The sequence below is a fragment of the Mesorhizobium huakuii genome (assembly GCF_014189455.1).
Taxonomy (GTDB): Bacteria; Pseudomonadota; Alphaproteobacteria; order Rhizobiales; family Rhizobiaceae; genus Mesorhizobium; species Mesorhizobium huakuii_A.
In genome coordinates, this window is the sequence record NZ_CP050296.1 from 4599608 (window position 1) to 4614795 (window position 15188).

Here is a 15188-nt window from a genome sequence, read left to right on the forward strand (position 1 = left end):
AATGAAGAATTCCTCCGTGAGATGATTGAAAAACACTGGAGGGAGGAGCCTCGCCATGATCATCGACACTCATCTGCATCTCATCGATCGCTCGGCCTTGCGCTATCCCTGGCTTGCCGGCGTGCCGGCGCTCAACCGCGATTTCTCCTATGAGGAATACGCCGTGGAAGCGCAGCGCGTTGGCGTCGAGCGCGTGCTGCATATGGAGGTCGATGTCGATCCGGCTGACATCGAAGCCGAGACCGCGCGGGTCGAAGGTCTGTCGCGGCAGGCCGGCAGCATGCTGGCAGGGGTCATCGCATCGTGCCGGCCGGAAGAGGCGGACTTTGCTACCTATCTCGAGAGGCAGCGGGCAAATCCCTTCGTCAAAGGCTTCCGCCGCGTGCTCCATGTCGTGCCGGATGATCTCTCGGAAGGCGCGGTGTTCCGCGACAACATCAAGCAGCTCCGCGGCACCGGCCTGACCTTCGACCTCGTCGTGTTGCCACATCAGATTCCGAAAGCGATCGCGCTGGCCGACCTGGCACCTGACGTCCAGTTCGTCCTCGACCATTGCGGCGTCCCCGACATCAAGGGCAACGCCGAGCATCCCTGGCGCGAGCATATGAGCGAGATCGCGCGACGTCCGAATGTCATCGCCAAGATCTCCGGTGTCGTTGCCTATGCCGATGCCGGCAGTTGGACGGTCGAGACGCTGCGTCCCTACGTCGAGCACACCATCGCTGCGTTTGGCTGGGACCGTGTTGTCTGGGGCAGCGACTGGCCGGTCTGCACGCTTGGCGGCGGCCTCTCGACCTGGGTCGGCGCGACCCATGCGCTGCTTTCCGGCTGCAGCGTCGCGGAGCGCGACAGACTGTTGTCCGCGAATGCCCGCAAGCTGTGGCGGCTGGAATAGTTGGATTCGCCTCGGCGTCTTGCTGGGGCGTAGCCCCAGACGTTCTCCTCCATTCGGTTTCTCTCAGGCTCCTCCACCGGCAGCGCCGGACACCTGTGCGGGAGAACTCTCCCGGAACAGGTTATTGAGATCGGCAACGACCGCGGCGGGCTTCTGCCTGCCGGTGATGCCGGAAAGGATGCGGCCGGACGCTGCCTGCTGGAACGCCATGTAGCCGTCATGGCGCGGCCGCACCCATGCGCCCTCCAGTGTCGCGCGCGTGTAGCGATAGAAATTGCCGGTCGCGGCGTTGACCGTCTGATCCTCCCAGGCAGCCGCATGACCCGGCTGTCCGCCGGCGGCGGCATAGGGGCCGCGCTGGACATCGCCGCTGGCAACCCAGTAGGCGAAGTCGATCGCGGCTTCTTTTGCCTGGGAAAAGGCTGACACCGCTATGCCGGTGCCACCGAGCGCCGAGCCGATTGGACCGTTTGAGCCGACGGTCGGGATGTCGGCGAAGGCCAGGCGGTGTGCACGAAATCCTGATATCGCATAGGAGACATAGCCATAGATCAGCGGCGCGCAGACGATCTTGGAATCGGCCGCCGCCATCCATTCCGAAACCGCGATCGGATCCATCTCGAAACAGGCCGGTTCGACCAGCGCGGCGATCTCGCGCATCGCCTCGAAGATCTGGCTGCCGGTCTCGATATTGATGAGAGCACGGGACGGATCGGTGGCGCAGGGATGACCGAGATTGCCGGCCAGCGTATAGAACACCATCAGCACATGTGGCGGCCGCAGCGGCAACAGCACGCGGCCTTGCCGCGCGAGATAGAGCACCTCGCTCCAGCGCGCCGGCGGCGCGTCGAGCGCATCCGGTCGCCAGGCCAAAACTTGGCTGGCCGCGTCGATCGGGAAAGCCCATTGCCGTCCCTGCCAGTTGTAGCTCGGATAGGACTGGCCGACGCTGGCCGAGGCGAGCGCGGTACGTTCCGCTTCGCGGCCGGCGACATCCAGCGGCGCGAGGCAACGCTCCGCCGTGATCCGGCCGACATGCGGGTGGTCGATGACGATGAGGTCGTAGGCGCGCGCCAGTTCCTCGACCGGGAAGGACTCAAAATCCTGCAGCGACCGCTTGTCCCATGCGATGGCGACGCCGGTCTTCTGCTCCCACAGCGCCGAGCATGCGACCATCGGATCGTAGCCGCGCGGATGGCTCCAGGTCATGCCCTTGAGTTTGGTCACAGGCCAAACTCCGCGCGGATCGCGGCACTGTGCTCGCCGATGCGTGGTGCGGCGCGATCGACCTTGGCCCTGATACCATCGACCCTCAGCGGCGAACTGGTGGTGAGGATCGAAACATCGTCCTCGCGCGTCACCGTCTGCAGCATGTCGAGCGACTGAAAACCTTCGCTGGCCAGCATTTCCGGCCAGGTCAGCACCTTGGCGCACCAGATGTCGGCCGGCTCGAGAATGGCGAGCCATTCGTCGATTGTCTTGCTGGCGATCCTTTGCGCAATGATCGCCTTGATGTCGTCGCGCGCGGTGAACCACGAGGCCGGTCTGTCGCGATAAGGCGCCAGCTCTTCGAGCGACAGCAGATCGGCGAGTTTCGGGATCGGCGTCATGGCGATGGCGAGGTAGCCGTCCTTGGCCGGATAGACGCCATAAGGCGCCGACAGATAGGCATGCGCGCTGCGGAAGCTGGAGCGCCTGGGCAAGCGACGGCCGTCATTGAGATGCGTGGTCAGCACCTCGAACTGGAAGTCGACCAGCGCTTCCAGCAGGCTGGTTTCGATATGGCTGCCTTGGCCGGTGATGCCACGCCGCACCAGAGCCGCCAGAATGCCTTGCGCGCAGGCCGCACCCGCCAGCATGTCGCCGATGGCGAGGCCAAACGGTACGGGTCCCTGGTCCTCGTCGCCGTTCAGCCACATCACGCCGGAGCGCGACTGCGCCAGCAGATCCTGGCCGGGCCGTTTGACCCATGGACCCTCTTCGCCATAGCCGCTGATCGAGGCATAGACGAGCCGCGGATTGATCTTGCGGACGGCCTCGTAGTCAAGGCCGAGGCGCTCGATGACGCCGGGCCGGAAATTCTGGATCAGTACATCGGCCTTGGCCAGAAGCCCGCGCAGCGCCTGGAGATCGGCCTCGTTCTTGAGGTCGATGGCAAAACTTTCCTTGGCGCGGTTGATGGCGTGGAAGATGGTGGAATCGCCGCCGATCTCGGTGTCGCTGAGATAGAGCCGGCGCGACAGGTCGCCGCCATCCGGGCGCTCGATCTTGATGACGCGGGCGCCGAGATCGAGCAGCCTGAGCGAACAATAAGGCCCGGACAGGAACTGGCTCATGTCGACGATGACAAGACCGGTAAGCGGCAATTCGGCTGGCGCCGGCATCTCTATTTCTCCGTCTTGCCGACGAAATCGGCCGGGTTGCGGTACTTCACTGTCTGCAAATGCTCGCAATAGAGAACGAGTTCACCTTCGCCCTTGAACACTTCGTAGCTGGCGCGGATCAGCCCCATCTCCTTGTAGCGCGGCTTCTTGTCGAGGTTGGAGCGGATCGAATAGATCGTGTCACCAATGAAGACAGGCTTTATGAAGCGGAGCTTGTCATAGCCATAGGAAAAGGCATTGACGCAGTTGGTGGCGACCAGCCCCAGCCCCGCCGAAAAGACGAAGGCGCCGGCGATCAACCGCTTGCCGAAAATGCCTTCGCTCTCGGCAAATATCTGGTCCTGCACATAGGGGTGGATGTCGAGCACCAGCGTGTTGAACAGATGACTGTCGCCTTCCGCCATGGTGCGCCGCAATGAGCGGATTTTCTGGCCGACAGGCCAGTCCTCATAGAACCAGTTCTCGGCGTTCCACACCGGTAGCGCGGCATGATCTTCAGGCATGTTTTTTGGATGCGTCGAGGCAACGCCGACTGTGGGGGCGAAGTCGTTCATGGCTGGCTCCAGCGATCTCGCAGGAGGTTCCCAGCAATCGTTTGAACACGCTTCGAAGCGCCCAAATGCAAGACGTCTCCTCCCGTCAATCTTCTTTTGTAAATAGTATTTTCACATATGGGGTTGCGTTGCAAGCGAGGACAGGCGAAATTTTGGCCGGCCACAGGCGCTCAAGCGTGGCCGGGCAGGGGAGCAAATCCCGCGCAGTGCCTGTCTGGTGTTGTCGGCAGTCTGAACCGGAAGGCGCCTTGTTCTCGGCGCGCGCGGGGACACCGGAAGCGCCATCGAGATCGGCACGCCGAGTGTGTCGGGATCGTGCGCTGAGGCGCGCCCGCGACGACCCTCGGACAGCTGGACGGGGCTCAGGCCTGTTGTATGGCCGAGAGCTTCCAGCTCGAGCCATTCTGACGCGTGAATGTCCAGAGCTCGGTCGTCTCGGTCGGATGGTCCGCGTCGCCCTCGACGACCTTGCCGCTGGCCCGTTCGCGCATCACGTCGCGAGACTCGTAGCGCAGCGCGGCCGTGGCGTAGTCGCGGTCATCCTCGCGCCAGCTTTCCGCAATGTCGGCCTGCAGTAGAGTGATGTCAGAGACCTCGTTCCTGAGACCTTTCTGGGCATTGTCGGCCAGTTCTTCTGAGAGATAGGATACCATCTCGGGCGTCGTCGCCCGGCGCAGGGCGGCATGGTCTTCGCGTCCGAATGCTTCTTGGACGTCGGTCAGCAGTTGATGGAAGGCGTCGAGGTCGGTCTGAGCCAGCGTGATCTCCTCGGAGACGGAGGCCGGAGAGCCTTCGCCAGAACCACCGCCAAAGCCGGGAATTGTGAACGAGCCTGCCGTCTGCGGCTGTGACGTTGCGCGGTTCTCGAATCGCGACGCCTGGGCATTGCCGGCACCAGCGAGCGCGGGCGCCGGACCACGCGCGGATTGCGACCGGAAGAAGCGGATGGCCAGCATGATCGCGCCACCGATGAGCAGGGCCTGAAGCAGGAAGCCGAACATGCCGGCCAAGCCGCCGAAACCTTGGCCCACGAGCAGGCCGATGAGGCCACCGATCAGCAGGCCGCGCATCATGGTTCCGCCGAAGCCGCTCATGAAGCCAGGCCTCTGCACCTGCGGCTGCCGTGCGGCAGAATTCACACCGGTGTTGGGTGTCATCGAACGCTCGACCGGAGCGGTCGGCGCCGGTGCGGTCCTCGTCGGCGGTGCCGACTGGAACGTGCGCGTGCCGCGACTGCCGAAACTGCCGCCGCGCCGCGCCTCGGCATGATCGATCGCGACCATGGAGAATGCGAGGAACAGTCCGGCAAACAGGGTTGCAAATCGGCTGGTGCGAGACATCATCGGAGATGAACCTTTGTCGATGTGGTTTTGTGGAAATTTTCAGCAGCCGCCGGGCGACATCTGGTCAATCGAACAATTCTTCGAAGAAGGATTTCTTCCGCTTGGGATAGCGGTGGCCCTGCGAGCGGGAATAATCGTCGTCGCGGCCATGGCCATGCTGCGGCTGGGAGAAGGCAGCCGGCTGTGGCTGCGGCGCAGGCGCCGCCTCCCTGCCGGAACGCTCGATGATCTTGTCGAGTTCGCCTCGATCAAGCCAGACGCCTCGGCACTGCGGGCAATAATCGATCTCGATACCCTGGCGTTCGCTCATTGTGAGCGCGACGCGGCAGGAAGGGCAAACCAGGCCAAGAAGGGAAGATGTCATACGGGGCTCCAAACCGAAAGGAATGAGCCCGCTTGACCGAAAAGGAAGGAAACGGGCCCGTTAAAGCGGTCCGACATCACGGTCGCCAGAAGCAACAGTCAGAGGGGCCCGGCCCGCATTCGACAGTTAGGAATGCGGAGCCGCGCCTTCAAGGGCGATAGTGCCGGAAAGTTGCTCAGACCGTCACGACGATCTTGCCGAACTGTTGGTTCGATTCGAGATAGCGATGCGCCTCGATGATCTGGTCGAAGGGGAAGGTCCGGTCGATGATCGGCCTCAGCGTGCCGGTCTCCAGCCCTTCAAGGATGAATGCCTTGGCGGCTTCCAGTTTTGCCGGGTCACCGGTGATCTCGTGGACGAGGTAGCCACGCAGCGTCAGCGTCTTGCTCAAGACGGCAGGCAAGGGGAACGGCGTCGGCTCGCTGCTGAGGCCGCCATATTCGATCAGAATGCCACCCTTTGACATCGCGGCCGTCAGCGGCTCGAAGATCGGATCGCCGACCGCATCGAACACGACGCGCACGCCTCGCGGTCCCGCGATTGCGTTCAGCCGTGCGGTGAGATCCTCCTCGGCCAGGACCACGACTTCAGCCGCTCCGGCGTCGAGCAGGGCCTGTTTCTTTGCCGCCGTTCGCGTCACCGCGATCGCTGTTGCGCCAACCTTGTTGGCGATCTGGATCGCCGCGAGGCCGACACTGCTCGACGCCGCCGTGATCACGACGGCGTCTCCGCTACGCAGCCTGGCGATGTCGATCAGCGCGCCATAGGCGGTGAGATACTGCATCCAGACAGCCGCCGCCGTCTGCCAGTCGAGCGATGGCGGATGCCTGACGATGAGCCCGGCCGGATAGGTGACCAACTCGCCGTAAGCCGACCAGTGAACCATCGATTGCGGCGGGATGACGCTGACAGCATCGCCCGGCGCGAAATCCTTCACGCCTTCGCCTACCGCTTCGACAACCCCCGCCGCTTCAAGGCCAAGTCCGGAGGGCAGGGCGGGTGTTTCGATATAGGTGCCTGCGCGCAGCAGCGCTTCGGCGCGATTGAGGCCGAGCGCCTTGACACGAATTTGAACCTCGCCAGGGCAGGGTGGGGGAAGGTCGATATCGTCGATGCGCAGAACCTCGGGACCGCCATGCTGGTGGAAGCGAACTACACGTGTCATTCGGGTTACTCCAAATTATCTGAACCGAATGAGCTATGCAGCCAGAGGTTTCATGGATAAATGGGCGTAAGGATAAAGAAGTAGAAACCAGAGGTTTCGAATATGGATAGGCTCGAGAGTATGGCCGTGTTCGTCAAGGCGGTCGACCTTGGCTCGTTCGCGGCTGCTGCCGTCGCGCTCGACCTGTCCGGGCCGATGGTGGGCAAACATGTCCGCTTTCTCGAGGAGCGGCTTGGCGTGCGTCTCATCAACCGCACCACGCGCCGCCAGAGCCTGACCGATTTCGGCCGCGCCTATTACGAACGCTGCCGGGTCGTATTGGCCGAGGCCGAAGCCGCGGATGCGCTCGCCGCCGACCAGTTTTCCGAACCGCGCGGAAAACTGCGCGTCACCATGCCGGCGCATTTCGGCCGCCACTGCGTCACCCCCGTGCTGCTGCAGCTCGCGCGGCAATATCCGATGCTGGAACTGGACCTGTCGCTCAGCGACCGCTTCGCCGATCCCGCCGAGGACGGTTTTGATCTCGCCATCCGAACCGGTGATCTGGACGACAAGGCCGGCGTGATCGCGAGGCGTGTCGCGCGCCAGGGCATGGTTGTCTGTGCCGCGCCGTCTTATCTCAGAATTCATGGCGAACCGCGTCGGATCGAGGACCTCGCCGATTATCAAGCCATTGTCTATCGCCGGCTCGGCCAGGTCGCTCAGCCGTGGCTCTTCCCACGCGAAGGGCAAGCCGCACAGGAGGTCATGCCCAATGGCCGGCTGCGGCTCGACGATCTCGATGCCATCGCCGACGCCGCGGTCGAAGGCATGGGGTTGGCGTGGCTGCCCTGGTGGCTGGTTCGCGAGCGCATCAAGGCCGGTACGCTGGTGGCGCTGTTGCCGGACCAGCCGCGCTATCCCTACGACTGCCACGCCCTTTGGCTGCAGACGCCGCATCTGCCGCTCAAGGTCCGGCTCGCCGTCGATGCGCTGGCGGCCACCTTGTCGAAACTGATGGCCTGATTGCCGACAGAGCAGGCTTGCGCTCTTTGCGGCGGCGCCTTCCCTGCCATATGAAGGTGACTGGCGGAATGCGCGCATTGCAGGGAGATTGTTCATGACCAAAGGTTCGGATCTGTTCGTGGCGGCCCTCGAGAATGAAGGGGTCGACCGGATCTTCGGCATTCCGGGCGAGGAAAATCTCGACATCGTCGAATCCATCCGCCGTTCGTCGATCCAGCTGATCCTCACCCGCCACGAGCAGGCCGCTGCCTTCATGGCCGCCACCTATGGCAGGCTCACCGGCAAGGCGGGCGTGTGCATCACCACGCTTGGCCCTGGCGCGCTCAACCTGACGACCGGCGCGGCCTATGCACTGCTCGGCGCGATGCCGATGATCATGATCACCGGCCAGAAGGGCATCCTGTCATCGCGGCAGGCGCGTTTCCAGATCGTCGACATCGTCGCCGCGATGAAGCCGCTGACCAAGCTTTCGCGCCAGATCGTCTCACCGAAGATGATCCCCTCACTGGTGCGCGAGGCCTTCCGCGTCGCCCAGGAAGAGCGTCCAGGCCCCGTGCATCTGGAACTGCCGGAAGACATCGCGGCGGCGGAGTGCGAGCCGGTGGCGCTGGTGCCGACGCACCCGGTCGAACTGCCAACGGCCAGTGCGGGTGCGCTCGATCGCGCCGCCCGCATGATCATGGAGGCCAAACGTCCGCTCTTGATGTTCGGCGCGGCGGCGTCGCGGCCGCGCGTGACGCCCGATGTCGCGCAGTTCGTGCTGCGTACGCAAATACCCTACTTCACCACGCAGATGGGCAAGGGCACGGTGCCCGGCGGCACCGAGCTCTATATGGGAACGGCAGCCCTTTCGGAGCGCGACTATGTGCACGAGGCCATCGAGCAGGCCGATCTGATCATCACCATCGGCCACGACACGGTGGAGAAGCCGCCCTTCATCATGGGCGCCAAGGGGCCGAAGGTTATCCATGTCGGCTATCAAACGGCCGATGTCGAGCAGGTCTATTTCCCACAGGCCGAGATCGTCGGCGACCTTGGCCCTTCGCTGGCGCTGCTGGCAGACCGTGTCGAGGGCAAGATCCCCAACGCGCAGGCCCTGCTGCCGCTGAGGGAAGGCATTTTGAGCCGGATCGCCGCGCGCGCCACCGAGGACCGCTTCACGCCGCAGCGCCTCGTGCATGACGTGCGCGCCGTGATGCCGGCGGACGGGATCCTCGCCCTCGACAACGGCATGTACAAGATCTGGTTCGCCCGCAATTACCGTACGCGCATGGCCAACACGCTGCTGCTCGACAATGCACTCGCCACGATGGGCGCCGGCCTGCCGTCGGCGATGATGGCGTCACTGCTCTATCCCACGCGCCGCGTCATGGCCATTTGCGGTGACGGCGGCTTCATGATGAACAGCCAGGAGCTGGAAACCGCCGTCAGGCTGAAGCTCAACCTCGTCGTGCTGCTGCTTGAGGACCACGCCTATGGCATGATCCGCTGGAAGCAGGCGGTCGACGAATTCCCGGATTTCGGCATGACCTTCGGCAATCCCGATTTCGTCAAATACGCCGAGGCCTACGGTGCCAAAGGGACGAGGGTTGCCGAGGTCGCCGACTTGCGCCCGGCGCTGGAACAGGCCTTCACCGGTGGCGGCGTGCATCTCGTCGTCGTGCCCATCGACTATTCCGAGAACACCAGGGTGCTCGTCGACGAATTGCGCGAGCGGCTGCCGGCGCCACAGAGACCCTGACGGCAGCGGCAAAGCCGCCGTCAGGATTGGTTGGGTGCGAGGGCCTACACTTTGCAGTAGGGCGTGACCGGCGCGATGGTGCCGAAATCCTTAGCGATCTCGTAGCTGATGCCGTCCGCCACCGCCTTGCCGACATAGGAATGGCAGAGCGTGTGGTTGTTGGAGGCATCGACGCGGATCTTGCCTTGCGGCGCGTCGAACTCGATGGTCGGCAGCGCCTTGAGCACATCGTCGTCTTTCAGCGATCCGGCCTTCTCGGCGGCCAGCGCATAGAGATGCAGGCCGTTGTAGCCGGCCTCGCCGATGCCGTTGACCATTTTCTCCTGGCCGAACTTTTCGCGGAAGCTCGCGATGAACTTCTTGTTGACCGGATTGTCGAGCGCCATCCAGTAGGGCTGCGGCGCATAGGTGCCGGCGGCGACGCCAGGCGGCAGCGCGTCCTTGTTGAAGACCTCGTCGAGCGGCGCGATCAGCGGCTGCTTGATGTCGAAGCTGCGATACTGCTTGAGCTGCGTGACCGCATCGTTGCCGACCACCATCGACCACACGACATCGGGCTTCAGCGACTTGATCTTCTGGAAGGCCGGGCCGAAATCCGTGGTGCCGAATGGATAATAGTCGGCGCCGATGATCTTGCCGCCGGCCTTCTCATAGGCGGCCGTGATCGCCTCGGTCATCTTCTGCGGCCAGGCATAGTCGGAGGCCATGACGTAGATCGTCTTGCCGAGGTTTTCCGCCACCCAAGGCATCATCGGGTCGACCTGCTGCATCGGGATCGGCCCCGTGGCGACGAAGTAGCGGTTGCATTCGCCGCCCTCGAAATTGGTCGGGTAGAAGAACAGCTTCTTGGCTTTCGAGGTCACCGACAGCGTCGCGCTGCGCTCGGGCGAAATGATCGTGCCCATGATCATGTCGACCTTGTCTTCGTTGAGGAGCTTGCGCGCCTTGTCGATGGCGCCCTTGGTCGTGGTCTGGTTGTCCTCGATGAACAACTCGACCTGGCGGCCGCCAATGCCGTTGGCGGCGTTGAGTTCGGCGGCGGCGAGCTTGTAGCAATTGAGCAGAGTCTCGCCGAGGATCGCCTGCAACCCCGTGATCGGGATCGACAGGCCGACCTTGACGGTGTCGGCGGCGCGCAGGATCGACGGCGCGCCGACCATGGCGAAGGCGGCGGCAGCGCCGCCGGATTTCAGGATCGTTCTTCTGCTTATCATTGTTATGTTCCCTTCCAGTCCAGGCGCGCCCCATGCACGCCTTACAAAGTCATCAGGTCCAGGCGCGCTTGGGCGCGCCTCATAGGGCCAGCAGGTCCTTCAGCAGGCTCTCGTCGGCGAACGCCTCCGGCGTGCCTTCGTGCACGATCCTGCCCTTCTCCATCACCAGGCAGCGGTCCGCCGCCTTGAGAACGAGATCGAGATTCTGCTCCACCAGAACGATCGCGATGCCGCGCTCGCGGGCGATGCGCGGCACCAGCTCGGCGATCGACTGAACGATGTTCGGCTGGATGCCTTCCGAGGGCTCGTCGAGCAGCAGCGCCGAGGGCAGGCCGCACAGCGCGCGGCCGATGGCCAGCATCTGCTGCTGGCCGCCTGAAAGCGTGCCGGCGACTTGTGCCTCACGTTCCCGCAGAATTGGGAAATAGCCGAAGATATCGTCAGGAATGCCGCCGTCGCCACGGTCCCTGGCGGCACGCGTGCCGACCTCCAGGTTTTGTCGCACAGTCAGCTGGTTGAAGATGCCGCGGCCCTGCGGCACATGCGCGATGCCGGCCCGCGCCCGGCGGAAGGCCGGCGCATTCGTAAGGTCCTGGTCGCCGAGAACCACGGCGCCACCGCTCGCCTTCAAGCCGCCAGCGATGACGCGCAGCAGCGTCGTCTTGCCGGCGCCGTTGCGGCCGAGCAGGCCGACGACTTCGCCTGATGCGACGCTGAGGTCGATGCCGTTCAGCACCGGGAGCAGGCCGTAGCCGGCCGAGACCGCGAGTGTCCGCAGCATGGTCAGCGCCTCCCCAGATAGACATCGCGGACCATTTCGTCGGTCTCGATGTCATGGAAAGGACCACTGCGCAGCCGGCGTCCCTGATGCAGCACCAGCGTCTCGCAGTTCAGCGCCCGCACGAAACGGATGTCGTGTTCGACGGCGACGATCGAGAACTCGCCCTTGAGCTGCAGCAGCATCTCGGCGGTCGCCAGCGTCTCCTGCGGCGTCATGCCGGCGGTGGGCTCGTCGAGCAGCAGCAGCCGAGGCTCGATCGCCAAAGCCATGCCGATCTCCAGCCATTGTTTCTGGCCGTGCGCGAGTTCGCCGGCCAGCGTGGCGGCGCGATTGCCGAGCGCGACCAGTTCCAGCAGTTCACCGACTGGACGGACAGGCGAGGGCACGCCCCATCGCGCCACCTTCAGATTGTCCTCGACCGAGAGGCTCGGGAACACCGACGGGATCTGGAATTTTCGCGCAATGCCGAGTCGGGCGATGCGGTGCAGCGGAAGGCCGGCTATATCGTGGCCGAGGAAGTGCACGCTGCCGCTGGTCGGGCGAAGCGTGCCGGTCAAGACGTTGAGGAAGGTGCTCTTGCCGGCGCCGTTCGGGCCGATGATGCAGCAGAGCTCCTTATCGCGGACCGTCAGGTTCAACCCTTCCAGTGCTTGCAGTCCGCCGAAGCGGATGCCGACATTCTCGGCCTGGAGCAGGACGTCGCTCATCGCGCCTGCCTCCGGCCTTTGAACAGGCTCTTCAGCCGCGCGTAGATCGACAGTATGCCGTCGGGCAGCACGAAAACGATGATGACGAAGACGCAGCCGAGCAGCAGCGGCCACAGGCTCGGGTTGAAGCTTGAGATCGTCTGCTGCGCGCGTTGGATGGCGATGGCGCCCAGCACCGGACCAAGCAGCGTGCCGCGCCCGCCGACCGCCACCCAAACGATGACTTCCGTCGACAGAAGCAGGCCGGACAGGTCGGGCGCTACCAGCCCGGCCATGCAGACATAAAGCGCCCCGGCAAGCCCGGCGATGGCGGCGGACAGGACGAAGGTGACGAGCAGCCGCAGCGGCGCATTGTGGCCAAGCGCTGCCGCCCGGACCTCATTGTCCTGGATGGCGGTCAGCACCGTACCCCAGCGGCCACGGCTGATCGACCACAGCGCCAGCACGACCACCGCGACGATCGCCGTGACGAAGATGTAGGAGGGCAGATCCTGGCTGAGATCGACATGCATCCCGCCAACATCAAACGCGATCGGCGGGATACCAATCAGGCCGCTGTCGCCGCCGGTGACCGAGCTCCAGGAGACGGCGGCTTGCTGGCAGATGACGCCCATCGCCAGCGTGACGATGGTGAAGTAGCTGCCGCGGATGCCGCCAAAGAACAGGAAGTAGCCGATGATGGCGGCGACGAAGGCTGCACCGGCCACCGCGCCCATGATGCCGAGCAGGCTGCCGAAGGGGATGGCGTCGTTGAGCGTGATCAGCGCCATGATGTAGCCGCCAATGCCGAAAAAGGCGGCGTGGCCGAAACATAATATGCCGGTGCGACCCCAGAAGAAGTCGAGGCTCGCCGCGAACAGGCCGAAGATCAGCGCGTCGCGGATCACCGTCAGCTGGTAACCGTCGGCGAAAAGGGGATAGATGACGGCGAGCGCCGCGCAGACGGCGAAGATCAGCAGCCAGTTGCGGTCGCGGGCGATCATCGCGACGCTCCGTTGAACAGGCCGTTGGGCCGCAGCCGCACGGCGACGATGGCCGCCAGCAGCACGATCGCTTGCGCCAGCGATGGCGAGATCTGGTAGTTGAGTACGCTGGTCAGCCCGCCGACGAAGACACTGCCGGCGACGAGGCCTCCGATCGAGCCGACGCCGCCGACAATGACGACGAAGAAGGCGTTGGCGAGATAGTTCACGCCCATCTGCGGCAGTACGATCGCCAGCGGCGCGACCAGCCCGCCGGCGAGCCCGGCAATGGCCGCACCGAAGGTGAAGGCGATGGCGTAGGTGCGCCGCGTGTTGATGCCGACGCCTTCGGCCATTTCGCGGTTCTGGATGACGGTGCGGATGTCGAGCCCGAAGGAGGTCCGGCTGATCAAGAGGACGACGCCGAGCAAGGTCAGCATGGCAATGGCGATCAGGATCAGCCGATAGGCGGGATAGACGGTGAAGAACAGGTCGAGCGTGCCTTCGATCGGTGGCGTCACCGGCTTGGCGCCGAGACCGAAGGTCAGCTCCAGTCCTTGCTGCAGGATCAGGCTGACGCCCCAGGTGGCAAGCACGGTCGAGACCGGCCGCGAATAGAGATGACGGATGATGGCGAATTCCAGGATGCAGCCGACCACGGCGCCGGCGATGGGCGCGGCGGCCAGACCCAGCCAGAACGAGCCGCCGATGCTCTGGACGAAATAGACCGCAAAGGCACCGACGGTGACGAACTCGCCATGCGCCAGGTTGGTCACGTTCATCAGGCCGAAGCTGATCGCCAGCCCGAGCCCGACCAGCATCAGGATGCTGATCAGCGTCAGCGCGTTGAGGAGCGTGGTGACGACAAAATCCATCGTGTCAGGCAGCACTTGCAAGGCGTTGGCGCAGGCCGGCGAGCAGGGCTTCGGCGGCGTCGATCACCGCAGCCTGATGCGGCTGCAAATCCTGTCCGGCCCATTCGTCGATATGGTCCGAGAGCGGGTCGACCACTTCGGTGCGGTGATTGGCCAGCGTCTCGATGACGGCATGGCCGCAGAACGGCACATAACCCTCGGAGTAGCCGCCTTCATGGCTCATCATCAGGCGCCCGTTCGACGTTTCGGCGGCCAGCGCCACCATGCGCGCGGCAAGGCGCCGGAAGCATTCGCTGTTCAGCATCATGCGGCCGAGCGGATCGAAGCCCGATGCGTCGAAACCGGAGGCGACAATGACGAGGTTCGGCTTGAAGGCGCGCAGTGCGGGGGGCAACAACGCGGTCGAAGGTCGCCTCATAGGCGCCGGTGCCGCTGCCCGCCGGCAGCGGGATGTTGATGTTGTAGCCTTCGCCTTCACCCTTGCCATTGTCGGCCAGCGCGCCGCGCCCGGTCGGGTAGAGATTGTCCTGGTGCAGGGAAATCGTCAGCACCGACGGATCGGAATAAAACACCGTCTCGGTGCCGTTGCCGTGATGCACGTCCCAGTCGACTATCGCCGCACGGCCGAGCAGGCCTTCATGCTGCAGCCGGCGCACCGCCACGCCGATGTTGGAGAACAGGCAGTTGCCCATCGCCTGGTCGGGCTCGGCATGATGCCCCGGCGGGCGCGCCAGCGCATAGGCATTGTCGACGCGGCCGGTCAGCACCGCGCGCATCGCGGCATAGGTGGTGCCGGCCGAGAGCAGGGCGATGTCGAAACTGTTGAGGCCGATCGGCGCCTGCGGCCCGGCGAAACCGGAACCGCGTTCGCTGAGCATGCGGATATCGTCGACATGGCGCTGCGTGTGAACGCGTAAGAGATCCTCGACCGTCACCGGCTCGGCAAGGATCGGCACCAGGTGGCGCGCCAGGCCGCTGACCTGGATGAGGTTGTTCAGCCGGCGCTTCGATCCGGGCGATTCCAGGTGCCGGCCGGGTTCCACGAAACGGCCGGGAGGCATCATGTCGGCACTGGGGCCGGTGTCATGCCACATCAGCTGTTCGTGAAAAACGTAACCTGTCGCCATAAGCAGCGTCCTCTGCAATCCGGAGGAGGCTAGCAGGCTAACGATGCCATGGCCCGACCCGAAAGAGGGGG

The 15188-nt window shown here is 64.3% G+C and carries 15 protein-coding genes and 1 pseudogene; 3 read left to right on the plus strand and 13 right to left on the minus strand.

All coding sequences use genetic code 11. The features are described from left to right. Positions 1 to 55: 55 nt before the first annotated feature. Positions 56 to 895 carry an amidohydrolase family protein gene (locus HB778_RS22185; RefSeq protein WP_183456967.1) on the plus strand — a complete coding sequence of 280 codons (840 nt, stop codon included), beginning with the start codon at positions 56 to 58 and terminating at the stop codon, positions 893 to 895. A gap of 63 nt (positions 896 to 958) precedes the next feature. Here HB778_RS22185 and HB778_RS22190 read toward each other — a convergent pair whose 3' ends face one another. The 6 genes from HB778_RS22190 to HB778_RS22215 all read right to left on the minus strand — a co-directional run bounded on the left by HB778_RS22190 (position 959) and on the right by HB778_RS22215 (position 6705). Next, positions 959 to 2104, minus strand: a complete 1146-nt coding sequence (locus HB778_RS22190; RefSeq protein ID WP_183465186.1) for an extracellular solute-binding protein — start codon at positions 2102 to 2104, stop codon at positions 959 to 961. Positions 2105 to 2118: 14 nt separating this feature from the next. After that, positions 2119 to 3279 (minus strand): CaiB/BaiF CoA transferase family protein, encoded by a 1161-nt coding sequence (locus HB778_RS22195; protein ID WP_183456969.1) that lies wholly within the window; start codon positions 3277 to 3279, stop codon positions 2119 to 2121. A 2-nt stretch (positions 3280 to 3281) separates the two neighbouring features. Then, complete coding sequence (locus HB778_RS22200; protein ID WP_183456971.1) at positions 3282 to 3833, minus strand: MaoC family dehydratase; 552 nt, start codon at positions 3831 to 3833, stop codon at positions 3282 to 3284. Between the two features lie 362 nt (positions 3834 to 4195). Further along, on the minus strand, positions 4196 to 5176 hold the full coding sequence (locus HB778_RS22205) for a Tim44 domain-containing protein (RefSeq protein ID WP_183456973.1): 981 nt from the start codon (positions 5174 to 5176) through the stop codon (positions 4196 to 4198). A 64-nt stretch (positions 5177 to 5240) separates the two neighbouring features. Next, positions 5241 to 5540 carry a zf-TFIIB domain-containing protein gene (locus tag HB778_RS22210; protein WP_183456975.1) on the minus strand — a complete coding sequence of 100 codons (300 nt, stop codon included), beginning with the start codon at positions 5538 to 5540 and terminating at the stop codon, positions 5241 to 5243. Positions 5541 to 5715: 175 nt separating this feature from the next. Continuing rightward, positions 5716 to 6705: a zinc-dependent alcohol dehydrogenase family protein gene (locus HB778_RS22215; RefSeq protein ID WP_183456977.1), complete on the minus strand. Its 990-nt coding sequence runs from the start codon at positions 6703 to 6705 to the stop codon at positions 5716 to 5718. 102 nt (positions 6706 to 6807) lie between these two features. On the opposite strand from HB778_RS22215, the gene HB778_RS22220 reads away from it, so the two are divergent. Together HB778_RS22220 and HB778_RS22225 are read left to right on the plus strand one after the other, a co-directional pair. Continuing rightward, a complete protein-coding gene (locus HB778_RS22220; RefSeq protein ID WP_183456979.1) occupies positions 6808 to 7710 on the plus strand; it encodes a LysR family transcriptional regulator in 903 nt (300 codons plus the stop codon). A gap of 94 nt (positions 7711 to 7804) precedes the next feature. Continuing rightward, a complete protein-coding gene (locus HB778_RS22225) occupies positions 7805 to 9451 on the plus strand; it encodes an acetolactate synthase large subunit (protein WP_183456980.1) in 1647 nt (548 codons plus the stop codon). 44 nt (positions 9452 to 9495) lie between these two features. On the opposite strand, the gene HB778_RS22230 is transcribed toward HB778_RS22225, so the two are convergent. The 7 genes and pseudogenes from HB778_RS22230 to HB778_RS41580 form a co-directional block, all read right to left on the minus strand. Further along, the gene (locus tag HB778_RS22230; RefSeq protein ID WP_183456981.1) at positions 9496 to 10665 is read right to left on the minus strand and encodes a substrate-binding protein; all 1170 of its coding nucleotides are present in this window, start codon (positions 10663 to 10665) and stop codon (positions 9496 to 9498) included. Between the two features lie 79 nt (positions 10666 to 10744). Further along, a complete protein-coding gene (locus HB778_RS22235) occupies positions 10745 to 11446 on the minus strand; it encodes an ABC transporter ATP-binding protein (protein WP_183456982.1) in 702 nt (233 codons plus the stop codon). 2 nt (positions 11447 to 11448) lie between these two features. Then, positions 11449 to 12153: an ATP-binding cassette domain-containing protein gene (locus HB778_RS22240; RefSeq protein ID WP_183456983.1), complete on the minus strand. Its 705-nt coding sequence runs from the start codon at positions 12151 to 12153 to the stop codon at positions 11449 to 11451. Beyond that, positions 12150 to 13136: a branched-chain amino acid ABC transporter permease gene (locus tag HB778_RS22245; RefSeq protein ID WP_183456984.1), complete on the minus strand. Its 987-nt coding sequence runs from the start codon at positions 13134 to 13136 to the stop codon at positions 12150 to 12152. Before HB778_RS22245 ends, HB778_RS22240 begins: the two co-directional genes overlap by 4 nt. Then, positions 13133 to 14005 carry an urea ABC transporter permease subunit UrtB gene (urtB, locus tag HB778_RS22250; protein WP_244661567.1) on the minus strand — a complete coding sequence of 291 codons (873 nt, stop codon included), beginning with the start codon at positions 14003 to 14005 and terminating at the stop codon, positions 13133 to 13135. The genes HB778_RS22245 and urtB overlap by 4 nt, the downstream gene beginning before the upstream one ends. Continuing rightward, a complete protein-coding gene (locus HB778_RS41575) occupies positions 13995 to 14477 on the minus strand; it encodes a hypothetical protein (protein WP_348524627.1) in 483 nt (160 codons plus the stop codon). The genes urtB and HB778_RS41575 overlap by 11 nt, the downstream gene beginning before the upstream one ends. After that, positions 14425 to 15117 (minus strand): annotated as a pseudogene (locus HB778_RS41580) (class II histone deacetylase); the annotation flags it as partial. The gene HB778_RS41575 and the pseudogene HB778_RS41580, both read right to left, overlap by 53 nt. Between the last annotated feature and the right edge of the window lie 71 nt (positions 15118 to 15188).

Coding starts and splice junctions, on each gene's coding strand:
- HB778_RS22200 (WP_183456971.1), bottom strand. CDS start 3,833: ATGAACGACTTCGCCCCCACAGTCGGCGTTGCCTCGACGCATCCAAAA.
- HB778_RS41575 (WP_348524627.1), bottom strand. CDS start 14,477: ATGGCAAGGGTGAAGGCGAAGGCTACAACATCAACATCCCGCTGCCGG.
- HB778_RS22215 (WP_183456977.1), bottom strand. CDS start 6,705: ATGACACGTGTAGTTCGCTTCCACCAGCATGGCGGTCCCGAGGTTCTG.
- HB778_RS22235 (WP_183456982.1), bottom strand. CDS start 11,446: ATGCTGCGGACACTCGCGGTCTCGGCCGGCTACGGCCTGCTCCCGGTG.
- HB778_RS22245 (WP_183456984.1), bottom strand. CDS start 13,136: ATGATCGCCCGCGACCGCAACTGGCTGCTGATCTTCGCCGTCTGCGCG.
- HB778_RS22195 (WP_183456969.1), bottom strand. CDS start 3,279: ATGCCGGCGCCAGCCGAATTGCCGCTTACCGGTCTTGTCATCGTCGAC.
- HB778_RS22185 (WP_183456967.1), top strand. CDS start 56: ATGATCATCGACACTCATCTGCATCTCATCGATCGCTCGGCCTTGCGC.
- HB778_RS22210 (WP_183456975.1), bottom strand. CDS start 5,540: ATGACATCTTCCCTTCTTGGCCTGGTTTGCCCTTCCTGCCGCGTCGCG.
- HB778_RS22230 (WP_183456981.1), bottom strand. CDS start 10,665: ATGATAAGCAGAAGAACGATCCTGAAATCCGGCGGCGCTGCCGCCGCC.
- HB778_RS22220 (WP_183456979.1), top strand. CDS start 6,808: ATGGATAGGCTCGAGAGTATGGCCGTGTTCGTCAAGGCGGTCGACCTT.
- HB778_RS22205 (WP_183456973.1), bottom strand. CDS start 5,176: ATGATGTCTCGCACCAGCCGATTTGCAACCCTGTTTGCCGGACTGTTC.
- HB778_RS22190 (WP_183465186.1), bottom strand. CDS start 2,104: ATGACCTGGAGCCATCCGCGCGGCTACGATCCGATGGTCGCATGCTCG.
- HB778_RS22225 (WP_183456980.1), top strand. CDS start 7,805: ATGACCAAAGGTTCGGATCTGTTCGTGGCGGCCCTCGAGAATGAAGGG.
- HB778_RS22240 (WP_183456983.1), bottom strand. CDS start 12,153: ATGAGCGACGTCCTGCTCCAGGCCGAGAATGTCGGCATCCGCTTCGGC.